Source organism: Alloalcanivorax sp., from assembly GCF_964221125.1.
In the GTDB taxonomy this organism is placed as follows: Bacteria; Pseudomonadota; Gammaproteobacteria; order Pseudomonadales; family Alcanivoracaceae; genus Alloalcanivorax; species Alloalcanivorax venustensis.
The window spans coordinates 1-10383 of sequence record NZ_CAXPXK010000125.1 but is presented as its reverse complement, the minus strand read 5'-3'; the positions used below and the strand labels follow the sequence as shown (position 1 = coordinate 10383).

Below are 10383 nucleotides of genomic sequence, written 5' to 3'. Positions count from 1 at the left end.
GAACACCGCCGAGGTGTCCATCGCTGCCCACCAGGTGTGGATCGACACCACCTTTGAAGCCAACGGCGCCTCCGGCCCCGGTGATTTCGAAGACGTGGAGCCGTTCGTCGGCAGCGCCTTCCTGGCCCTGCCGTTCAACGACCGCGTGACCTTCGGCCTGGGCATCAACGCCCCCTACGGCACCAAGATCGAATACGAAGACAACTGGGGTAACGCCCTGTCCCCGACCGGCGTACCGGCCTCCGGTGACTTCTACGCCCAGACCTCCGATGTTCAGACCATCAACATCAACCCGGCGGTCGGCATCCAGATCACCGACAACCTGCGCCTCGGCGCCGGCGTCAACTACCAGCAGATCGACGCCGACATCGAAAACGCCGCCACCCGCCTGGAAGGCGACGACGACGCCTTCGGCTGGAACGTCGGCCTGACCTACAGCCCGGACGAGTTCAACCACTTCGGCGTGGCCTACCGCTCCGAGATCAGCTACGACATCGACGGCGACATCACCTTCAAGCCGGGTGCCTTCCCCGGCGTACCTGGGGCCATCGTCGACCAGCTGGCCGGCCAGTACTCCGGTGAAACCGGCCTGGACCTGCCCGCCGTGCTGCAGCTCTCCTACGCCGGTGACCTGACCGACCGCACCCAACTGTTGCTGGGCGTGGAACGTACCGACTGGAGCAGCCTGGATCGCTTGGTTATTGAGCACAGCGGTACCCAGCAAGTACCCCTTCCGGCCCCTCCCGGCGCTACCGCCAGCTTGCCCAACCCGGCCATCGAAGAGTTCAACTGGGAAGACACCACCCGCTACTCCGCGGGCGTGCGCCACACCCTGCAGAACGACACCGTGCTGCGCTTCGGCCTGGCCAAGGAAGAGTCCACCCAGAGCAGCGACAACCGCTCCGCCATCTCACCGGACTCCGACCGCATCTGGGCCACCATCGGCGCCGGCTTCAAGCCGACCGAAAACCTTAGCATCGATGTCGCCTACGCCCACATCTTCGTGGACGACGCCGACATCTATAAAGACGGCCGTGCCCCGGCGGTGCTGGACGGTACCTACGAGCTGGACGCCGACATCATCGGCGCGCAGTTGAACTACCAGTTCTAAGCCGCTCCGCGACAGGCAGTCCGGTACGCTTCGGCTGCCGGACAACATAAAAAGGCGAACCTCCGGGTTCGCCTTTTATTTGTGTGTACCGGTCTGGCTGGGGGATTAGCGGATTCGGACATGGGCGCGTAACCAATTTTCATGGTCGCCACTCGTGGCTTATGATCAGGTTCGGCTCGGTCGAACGCAGTGTGCTCCAGGTGCCGTAGACCGGGCGGCCAGTCATTGCGGCATTGAATGCGCGTCGCAGCACGACGGCCTGAACCGTCACCCCGGCTATGGTGCTCCCTGTCACATGGACCACTACGCCACCACCAGGCCCATCAGGCACGCACTGGCTGTCGACCTGCACGGGTGCCGTGATTTTCACTAGGCCAAGTCGATCAACGGTCAGGCGTATTATCAGTCCCTGGTCGTTCAGCTCGATATCACCGTGGGTTTGGTGGCCGTCTTCCTCCAGAAGAAGGTTTACGGGTTTGAAGGTCGCTGTTGTCATGGTCACCCCATTCGGAAAACGACCGTTTCTCGGACACACGGAAAGTGCCCGCCGGTGAGGGCAGTTTGCTGTTCAAGAAGCCGTTTGAAAATCAAAGTTTAGAAAGAGGGGGTTACATGGCTTCGAGGTCGACAATGACCAAGTCATCGTGCAGGCGTTTGAAGTCCGCCACATTGTAGGTCGCCAGAGGGAGGCCTGCGGCCAGGGCGGTCGATGCGATCATCAGGTCCGCGTAAACACGGTTGTCCTTGCGAGCCTCGTCGAGAAAGGCCTGGCGCAGCTCAGCCATAATTCTGGCTTCGACCCGGCCAAAGGGGATAACACGGGACCGTAGATCCAGCGTGCGGGCTTCCCATTGAGCTTGGCGCTTCTGGGCGGGGTCGCGAGGAAGGGGAGGGCGGAGCGCCCCGGTCCAGACCTCCTGCACGGTGATGGTGGAGACCAGAGGGCTCTCGATCATACCCAGGGCCTCGGGCAGGCGGTCGTAGCACCAAGGAATCACCGCGCAGGTGTCCAGAAGGACGTCGAAATCACTCACCGTGGCGAATCAGCTCGTACTGGGCCATGCGTTCAGCCAGGATATCCTCATACTCCTCGTCGCTGACCTTGGTGGGGACCAGAGGGCTTTGAGGCTCGTCCTTGACTGCGACTTTTGCGGTGAGGGTGTCGGCCACGCGCTGGTAAATACCTTTGGCGCCACCGGAAACGTCTACTACACGAACGGCCCCTGGCATTTTCCGAATGACCAAGTCGATCTCGTCCATGCGCTCACGGGAATACTGCGCCTCCCCTTTAACGGGGCGACGGCCGCGAATCGTCTGCAGTTGGTCGGGCGTCAGTACAGTAGCCATAGTCAATTACCTCTGAGTGCAGTGTATCACGCGCTTTTTGGGCGTCCAGAGCATGGGAAGCGTGGTCGCCAGCCCGGCGCTGTGCCGAGCTCCGGGGGCCTGGTTTCCAGCCTTGGAGGACTCGAGCTCTCCATCGGTAACACCTTCCGGGTGTCCCACACCTGTTGGGATTAAAGCTGTTCCTGTGCTTTGCGCAGGGGCTTTTGGGTACTGTTCTCCGCACTGTTGTGGGGACAGGTTTGCTCTGGAGTCACCTGCGCCGCCCGGGCACACTGCATTCTCCCTCAGCTCACCACAGCAGTAAGCACGATCCGGCCCTCACTCACCTCCACATCCAGCAACGTGTCCGCGCCGAAGCCCGCTTCGCTCAGCCAGTGTCCTCTCAAGAGCACGCGGGGCACGGCCGGCGGTGCCGGCTGGAGGCCTTGATAGGGGTTGAGGGGGGAATTGTCGCGGCTGTGGTGGACTTTCAGCGTGCGCCAATAGGGGAAGGCGCGTGCCGGCTTCCCGGCAGCGCTTCTCGATAAATCGCACCTTCCATCCAACATCAGAACACTGTCCGTATCAACAGTATTCGCGATAACCCTTTCCTTGCCGAACCCGCACATCCGCTTTACGCCGCCTGCCACGCTCTGCGACTCTTGGGGTTCCCCTGAAGCGGCGATCTTCGCCGTGAAAATGGGGACGGATAACCATGAATAGCAGCAGCGCAAGGAAGGGAGCCCAGGGATGAAACTGAAATGTTGCAGCGGCTGCCGGTACGGCGACGCCAGGGCGAGACGCACGCCCTACGGACCCGGAATCTGGTGCGCGCACCCGGACAACCAGGACGGTGTGCCGCAGGGTGTGCTGGACGCGGAGTCGGCGAGCGTGGTGTGCGCCTTCGGCGAGGCGTCTTCCGGCGGTGACCGGGAAGAGGCCGGGCGCAAGCCGGTGGTGAAAGTGCGCCGGCGTGTTCCGGTCACGGCGATTTCGTGACGTCCACTCCGGCGCCGCTGAACGGCGCCGGGCGCAGTTGGCCGGCGACCTGCTCGGCGATGTAGGCGTACCCCTTCTCCGAAGGGTGGTAGCCGTCTTCGGCCAGGCAGGCGGGGTCGGCGATCGCCGGGTAGGCCAAGTGGTGCACGCCGTGGAGCTGCGCCGCCAGGGTTTGCTGGGTGCGATCAAGCTGGGCCGCGCGCTGGCCCAGCAGGTCGCGCAGCGGCCGGGGCAGGGCGGTGAAGTGCTGCATCGGTGGCACCGCGAGCAGATACACCGGCAGGTCGGGCCGGTGGCGTCTCAGGGTGCCGATCAGGTCGGTGAGGTGCTGGCGGTAGCGGCTCGGGCGGGTGACGCCGGTGGTGTCGTTGACGCCCAGGCTGATAACGGCCAGGTCCGCCTCCGCCGGCGGCCGGTCGCCCAGATGCCGGTTGAGGCCCAGGGCGCGGATGCCGTTCACACCGATCACTTGCCAGGTAACCGTGTTCTGATGGCGGGCCGCCAGGGCACGGGCCAGATGCGCGCCCAGGCCCTGGCGGTGCTCGGCGACGCCGACGCCGGCGGCGGTGGATTCGCCCACCACCAGCAGCCGTAGCGGCGGGCCGTCGCCGCTGCCTTCGCGGCCCCGGTCGGCGCCGCCGGCCTCCGGCAGGCGTGGGGTGTCCCGGCGGGCGCGCCGCGTCTGAACGAACAGCAGCGGCGCCAGCAGCAGGCACATCAACCAGAACCGCATGGTGTCCCCGGCCTCACACCAGCATGCGTTTGGCCAGCGGCAGCCCGCGCCGGCCGCTGATCGCCAGGGTGGTCATCACGCCGCCGACCAGGGCGCCGCCCACCCCGCAGGTGAGAATGTCCTGGCCGGTGAGATAGAGGCCGGGCACCTTGGTTTTCGGGCGCAGCCAGTCCTGTTCGAAGCGTTCCGGATCGTGGTCCAGGCCGTAGATTTCGCCCTCCGGGTAGCGGCAGAAGTGGGCGGTGGAGAGCGGCGTGGACAGTTCGTAATAGTCCAGGTGGTCGCGCAGGTGGGGGTGCTTCTCGAACAGCTTTTCCAGCAGCCGCTGGGAAAAGTCTTCTTTTTTCGCTTCGTAGTCATCGCCGCGTTTGCCCCAGGGGGCGTCGGCCCAGCGCTGGTACCACTCGAACGGCGCGGCGGCGACGATCTCAATGGTGGCGCGGCCCGGGTAGCGGCGGGTGAAGTCCGGGTCCTTGGCGCTGGGGAAGGAGATATAGGTGAGCGGGATATCGTGGTGGTCCGGGTCGGCCAGGGCGCGGTCGAGCTGGCCTTCGTAGTCGTTGTCCGGGTAGATCCAGTAGTTGGTTTTCGGCAGCCCCAGGTTCTCGGCGGTGTCGTTGAGGCCGATGTACAGGCAGGCGCTGGCCATGGCGCGCCGCACCTGCCCGAGCTGCTTCCGGTAGGCCGCGTGCTGCGGGGCGGTGTCCGGCAGCAGCTCGGTGAAGGTGTTGAACACGCCGGCGTCGCTGATCACCGTGGCCGCCCGCTCTTCATGGCCATCGGCCAGGCGCACGCCGACGGCGCGGCCGTTTTCGATCAGGATGTTGGTGACATCGGCGTAGGTGAACACTTCGCCGCCGCTTTGCTGGATCACCGGAATCACGTTGCGGGCGATTTCCGAGGCGCCGCCCACCGGGTAGTAGCCGCCGTACAGATAGTGGCGGGCGATCAGCGCGTGAATCAGGAAGCTGGAGCGGGCCGGGGGCAGGCCGTTGTCGCCCCACTGCCCGGTGAGCACCGCGATCAGCTCCGGGTCGTCGGTGAGCTCGGCGAGCACCTCGCGGGTGGGGCGGTTGTAGCGGCCCAGGGCGCCGCGGTTCAGCGCCAGCCGCGCCACACGGGTAAGCGGCGCGGGCAGCAGCTTGCTGGCGGTGAACGGTTTGATGGCGCCGGCGGCTTTGTTCAGCGCCTTCATATAGGCGTCGATGGCGCCGTGCTGGTCGGGGAAGGCCCGTTTCAGCTCGGCGCGGAAGGCGTCGGGGCCGGCGACCAGGTCGTAGTGGCGGTCGCCGAGGAAAATGCGGTCGTAGCAGGCGTCCATGGGCGCCCACTGCAGCTTGCCGTCGGTGATGTGGTCGAACAGCCGGCGGCTGAGGGTGTGGCGGGCGCCCATGTCGCCGATGTAGTGGACGCCCACGTCCCACTCGTAGCCGTTGCGTTCGTAGCTGTGGGTGAAGCCGCCGGCGGTGTAGTGCTGCTCGAACACGGCCACCTTCTTGCCCAGCTTGCTGAGGCAGGCGGCGGCGCACAGGCCGCCGATGCCGGAACCGATCACCAGGACGTCATAGGAGCCGTCCAGGCGGTTGGCGCGGTAGCGGCGGCCGACGCGGATGGAACTGGGCTGCGGGCTGGGCATGGTGGGGGCGCTCCCTTGAAGTGTACAGCGTACACATTCGCCCAATCCAGCCGCCCGGTCAAGAGCGAGGTTCGTAGGAGCGGGCCCGGCCCGCGAAAGGGAGCGAAGCTCCCGGCAGGATCCCAGAGACCTTGGAAAGCGGGGCTTCAGCAGGCCTCTGGTGTCCCGCCGGCAAGCAGAGCTTGCCTTTCGCGGGCAAGGCCCGCTCGCACAAGCTCTCACCCACCGATCAGGGCGCCGGGTAGGGGAAGCGGGTGTGGATCGCTTCCAGCTCTTTCTCCAGATCCTTGTCCCAGGCCATGTCGACGCTGTCCAGGTTCTCGCGCAGCTGGTTGAGGTTGGTGGCGCCGATGATGTTGCTGGTCACGAACGGGCGCGTGGTGACGAACTGCAGCGCCAGGTGCGTGGGGCTGACGCCGCGCGCCTCGGCCAGGCGGCAGTAGGCTTCGGTAGCTTCAGTGGCCTGGTCGTTGGTGTAGCGGGCGAAGTGCTTGAACAGGGTCAGGCGGGCGTTGGCGGGCCACTGGCCGCCCCGGTACTTGCCGGTGAGCATGCCGAACGCCAGTGGCGAATAGGCCAGCAAGCCGACGTTCTCGCGGTGCGCCACTTCCGCCAGGCCCACTTCGAAGCTGCGGTTGAGCAGGGAGTAGGGGTTCTGGATCGATACCGGCGGCGCCAGGCCGATCTTCTCCGCCTCGCGGATAAAGGCCATGGTGCCCCAGGCAGTCTCGTTGGACAGGCCCCAGTGGCGGATCTTGCCGCTGTCCACCAGCTTTTTCAGGGCGGCCACGGTCTCGGCGATGGGCACCGCGTCCTGGTCTTCACGGTGTTTGTAGCCCAGGCGGCCGAAGTAGTTGGTGGTGCGCTCCGGCCAGTGCAGCTGGTAGACGTCGATGACGTCGGTCTGCAGCCGCTTGAGGCTGGTTTCCACGGCGCGCTCCAGGTGGTCCTGGTTGAGGCGCGGGCCGCCGCGGATGTGTTTCACGTAGTCGCCGGGGCCGGCGGCCTTGGTGGCCAGCACCACCTTGTCGCGGTTGCCGGTCCTGGCGAACCACTGGCCGATGATCTCCTCGGTGTGCCCGGAGGTCTCGGCGCTGGCGGGCACCGCGTACATCTCGGCGGTATCAAAGAAGTTGATGCCCCGGTCCAGGGCCAGATCCATCTGCGCGAAGCCTTCCTCGGCGCTGTTCTGGTTGCCCCAGGTCATGGTGCCCAGGCAGAGGCTGCTCACCTTCAGGTCGGTGTTGCCCAGCGGACGGTATTCCATGCTCTCCCTCCTATAATAGGTTTGCTTCGGCAAAACGGTGACTATACCCGATTGTGGGAGCGGGCCCAGCCCGCGAAAGGGCGTCTTTACGCTTGTCTTTGCCGGGGGCGTTAAGTACAATTCGCACCCTCTTGCCCGGCGGGCTCTCGCCGGAGGGTTGGTATTACCCGTAACGTTATGAATTCAGGGCACAATTTTTAGGGAAGACTCCCATGAAGACCTACAGCGCCAAACCGGAAAGCGTAAAGCGCGACTGGTATGTGGTAGACGCCTCCGGCAAAACGCTGGGCCGGCTGGCCTCAGAAGTCGCCACCCGGCTGCGTGGCAAGCATAAACCGGAATACACCCCGCACGTTGATACCGGCGATTACATCGTTGTGATCAACGCGGAAAAGGTGGCGGTCACTGGCAAAAAAGCCACCGATAAGATGTACTACCGCCACACCGGATACCCGGGCGGCATCAAGGAAGCCAATTTCGAGACGCTGATCAATTCCAAGCCTCAGTTGGTGATCGAGAAAGCCGTTAAAGGCATGATGCCGCGTAACCCCCTGGGTCGCGACATGTTGCGCAAACTCAAAGTCTACGCCGGCACCGAGCATCCGCACACTGCTCAGCAGCCGCAGCAGCTGGAAATTTAAGAGGTCAGTCGATGGCAACTGCAAACGCCGACTACGGAACAGGTCGCCGCAAAACGGCCGCCGCACGTGTTTTTCTTCGCCCGGGCAGCGGTAACATCACCGTGAATGGTCGTCCGCTTGACGTTTATTTCGGTCGCGACACCAACCGCATGGTGGTGCGTCAGCCCCTCGAGCTGGCCGACGCGCTGGACCGGTTCGACGTCTACGTGACCGTCAGCGGCGGTGGCAACAACGGCCAGGCCGGTGCCATCCGTCACGGTATCACCCGTGCGCTGATGGAGTACGACGGCGAGCTGCGCGGTTCCCTGCGCCGCGCCGGGTACGTCACCCGTGACGCCCGCGCCGTGGAACGTAAGAAGGTGGGTCTGCACAAGGCGCGTAAGCGTCCGCAGTTCTCCAAGCGCTAAGACGGCCGTCCAGAGCCGTTTTACGCCCGAAAAAAGCCCGGCTTTGCTGGGCTTTTTTTGTGTGCAAATCAGGGGTTTAGCGGTTTGCCCGTGGGGAATAACCGGTTGTCAGATGTGGGCTTTTTCATTAACATTTGCGCCGCCTTACTCCGCCCGGAGCACGAGGACCGACCTCGAGTCTCGGATCACCCCCCGAGCGTGGGATTTAAGGGGAGAACTTCTCAATGAGCAATGACGGCGTAAACACCAGCCGCCGCACCTTTTTGATCGGCCTGACCTCAGCAGTCGGCGCCGCGGGTGCATTAGGCGCGGCGGTTCCTTTTGTTAAATCCTGGCAGCCCAGCGCCAAAGCTGAAAACGCGGGGGCTCCGGTCCAGGTGGATATCAGCAAGCTGGAGATGGGCCAGCGCGTGGTACAGGAATGGCGAGGCCAGCCCGTGTGGGTGATCCGCCGCTCCGAAGAGACGGTCTCGGCGCTCGACAAGCTGAACGACCAGCTCAAGGACCCGCAATCCGAAGAAGACCAGCAGCCTGCCTATGCGTCCAGCCTGTGGCGCTCGATCAAAAAAGAATATCTGATCCTGATCGGCATCTGCACGCATCTTGGGTGTTCTCCTCTGTACGAAGAAGAACCCACCGTTGAACTCAAGGAGGGTGGTTTCTTCTGCCCTTGCCACGGTTCCAAGTTCGACCTGGCGGGCCGCGTCTACCAGGGCGTGCCGGCGCCGACCAACATGGTGGTGCCGCCCCATTCCTACCTGAGCGAGTCCGTGGTTATCGTCGGCTCTGAAGAAGGGGAGACCAAGGCATGATGAGAATGGTGAACGGTCTGATCGACTGGGTGGATGCGCGTCTCCCCGTCGTCAACGCGTATAAGAAGCACATGTCGGAGTACTACGCTCCGAAGAACTTCAATTTCTGGTACTACTTTGGCGTGCTCTCCATGGTGGTGCTGATCAACCAGCTGCTCACCGGCATCTGGCTGACCATGTTCTACTCCCCCAGCCAGGGCTTCGAGTCCGTCGAGTTCATCATGCGCGACGTGCAGTGGGGCTGGCTGATCCGCTACATGCACGCGGTGGGCGCGTCCGCCTTCTTCGCCGTGGTCTACCTGCATATGTTCCGCGGCCTGCTGTACGGCTCCTACAAGCCGCCCCGCGAGCTGGTGTGGATCTTCGGCATGCTGATCTACGTGGCCCTGATGGCGGAAGGTTTCCTCGGCTACGTGCTGCCCTGGGGCAACATGTCCTACTGGGGCGCCCAGGTGATCATCTCCCTGGCCGGCGCGATTCCGTTCGACATCCTGCCGTTCATCGATGCCAAGGACGCCAAGGAGATCGGCGACGCCCTCACCACCTGGGTGCGCGGCGACTACCTGCTGTCCACCGCCACGGTGAACAAGTTCTTCGCCCTGCACGTGGTGGCGATTCCGCTGGTGCTGGTGGCGCTGGTGTTCCTGCACATTCTTGCGCTCCACGAAGTGGGTTCCAACAACCCGGACGGCGTGGAAATCAAGCAGAACAAGGACGAGAACGGCATCCCGCGTGACGGCATCCCGTTCCACCCCTACTACACCGTGAAAGACCTGCCGGGCGTGATCATCTTCCTGATCATCTTCGCCGTGGTGGTGTTCTTCTTCCCCACCGGCGGCGGCTACCTGATCGAGAAGCCCAACTTCGTGCCGGCCAATCCGCTCAAGACGCCGGATCAGATTGCGCCGGTGTGGTACTACGGCCCCTACTACGCCATGCTGCGGGCCACCACCATCGACTGGTTCGGTATGTCGTCCAAGGCCTGGGGCCTGATCGCCATGGGCGGCGGCATCGTGGTGCTGTTCCTGTTGCCCTGGCTGGATCGTCACCCGGTCAAGTCGATTCGCTACAAAGGCTGGCTGAGCAAGGTTCTGCTGGGGCTGTTCGCATTGGACTTCCTGGTGCTGGGCTACCTGGGCACTCAACCCGCGACGGGTACCGCCAAGCTCGTGGCGCAGATCGGCACGGTGTACTACTTCGCCTTCTTCTTTATCGGGCTGCCTCTGGCGCACCGATTCGAGAAAGCCAAGCCGGTTCCTGAACGCGTAACGGGGGGTCACTGATGAGAAAGCTAGTCGCGGTAATGCTTTTCAGCTGCCTGCCGGTGATGGCGTTCGCCGCCGGCGGCGGCAACAAGAAGTACATTGTGGACGCACCGGTCAACCTGCAGGACAAGGTGAGCCTGCAGAACGGCGCCAAGTTGTTCGTCAACTACTGCATGGGCTGCCACG

Annotated in this window: 13 protein-coding genes; 6 read left to right on the top strand and 7 right to left on the bottom strand. The window is 63.9% G+C overall.

The annotated features are described in order from the left end of the window. Nucleotides 1–1111 (top strand): OmpP1/FadL family transporter (locus ACEQZD_RS14580; RefSeq protein ID WP_370186305.1); only part of this gene is annotated, 1111 nt, incomplete at its 5' end. Between the two features lie 139 nt (nt 1112–1250). Here ACEQZD_RS14580 and ACEQZD_RS14575 read toward each other — a convergent pair. The 4 genes from ACEQZD_RS14575 to ACEQZD_RS14560 all read right to left on the bottom strand — a co-directional run bounded on the left by ACEQZD_RS14575 (nt 1251) and on the right by ACEQZD_RS14560 (nt 3087). After that, nucleotides 1251–1607 (bottom strand): hypothetical protein, encoded by a 357-nt coding sequence (locus tag ACEQZD_RS14575; protein ID WP_335629047.1) that lies wholly within the window; start codon nt 1605–1607, stop codon nt 1251–1253. Nucleotides 1608–1719: 112 nt separating this feature from the next. Continuing rightward, complete coding sequence (locus ACEQZD_RS14570; protein ID WP_335629048.1) at nt 1720–2145, bottom strand: type II toxin-antitoxin system VapC family toxin; 426 nt, start codon at nt 2143–2145, stop codon at nt 1720–1722. Next, a complete protein-coding gene (locus ACEQZD_RS14565; RefSeq protein WP_335629049.1) occupies nt 2138–2458 on the bottom strand; it encodes a hypothetical protein in 321 nt (106 codons plus the stop codon). Before ACEQZD_RS14565 ends, ACEQZD_RS14570 begins: the two co-directional genes overlap by 8 nt. Before the next feature lie 284 nt (nt 2459–2742). Continuing rightward, complete coding sequence (locus ACEQZD_RS14560; RefSeq protein ID WP_335629050.1) at nt 2743–3087, bottom strand: SymE family type I addiction module toxin; 345 nt, start codon at nt 3085–3087, stop codon at nt 2743–2745. A gap of 100 nt (nt 3088–3187) precedes the next feature. Between ACEQZD_RS14560 and ACEQZD_RS14555 the strand changes: the two genes are divergently transcribed. After that, complete coding sequence (locus ACEQZD_RS14555; RefSeq protein ID WP_142948023.1) at nt 3188–3436, top strand: hypothetical protein; 249 nt, start codon at nt 3188–3190, stop codon at nt 3434–3436. On the opposite strand, the gene ACEQZD_RS14550 is transcribed toward ACEQZD_RS14555, so the two are convergent. From ACEQZD_RS14550 to ACEQZD_RS14540, 3 genes are all read right to left on the bottom strand, one after another. After that, nucleotides 3420–4169 carry an SGNH/GDSL hydrolase family protein gene (locus ACEQZD_RS14550; protein ID WP_335629051.1) on the bottom strand — a complete coding sequence of 250 codons (750 nt, stop codon included), beginning with the start codon at nt 4167–4169 and terminating at the stop codon, nt 3420–3422. The two genes, ACEQZD_RS14555 and ACEQZD_RS14550, sit on opposite strands and share 17 nt — an antisense overlap. A gap of 13 nt (nt 4170–4182) precedes the next feature. Beyond that, the gene (locus ACEQZD_RS14545; RefSeq protein ID WP_370186302.1) at nt 4183–5805 is read right to left on the bottom strand and encodes a phytoene desaturase family protein; all 1623 of its coding nucleotides are present in this window, start codon (nt 5803–5805) and stop codon (nt 4183–4185) included. Between the two features lie 229 nt (nt 5806–6034). Then, entirely contained in the window at nt 6035–7072 is a 1038-nt protein-coding gene (locus tag ACEQZD_RS14540) for an aldo/keto reductase (protein WP_370186300.1), read from the bottom strand. A 212-nt stretch (nt 7073–7284) separates the two neighbouring features. Between ACEQZD_RS14540 and rplM the strand changes: the two genes are divergently transcribed. The 4 genes from rplM to ACEQZD_RS14520 all read left to right on the top strand — a co-directional run bounded on the left by rplM (nt 7285) and on the right by ACEQZD_RS14520 (nt 10215). After that, nucleotides 7285–7713, top strand: coding sequence for a 50S ribosomal protein L13 (gene rplM / locus ACEQZD_RS14535; protein ID WP_067607125.1), 429 nt, complete (start codon nt 7285–7287; stop codon nt 7711–7713). Between the two features lie 11 nt (nt 7714–7724). Continuing rightward, complete coding sequence (rpsI, locus tag ACEQZD_RS14530) at nt 7725–8120, top strand: 30S ribosomal protein S9 (RefSeq protein ID WP_067607123.1); 396 nt, start codon at nt 7725–7727, stop codon at nt 8118–8120. A 224-nt stretch (nt 8121–8344) separates the two neighbouring features. Next, nucleotides 8345–8932, top strand: coding sequence for a ubiquinol-cytochrome c reductase iron-sulfur subunit (gene petA, locus ACEQZD_RS14525; protein WP_370186298.1), 588 nt, complete (start codon nt 8345–8347; stop codon nt 8930–8932). Beyond that, nucleotides 8929–10215 (top strand): cytochrome bc complex cytochrome b subunit, encoded by a 1287-nt coding sequence (locus tag ACEQZD_RS14520; RefSeq protein WP_370186296.1) that lies wholly within the window; start codon nt 8929–8931, stop codon nt 10213–10215. Before petA ends, ACEQZD_RS14520 begins: the two co-directional genes overlap by 4 nt. The last annotated feature ends 168 nt before the right edge of the window (nt 10216–10383 follow it).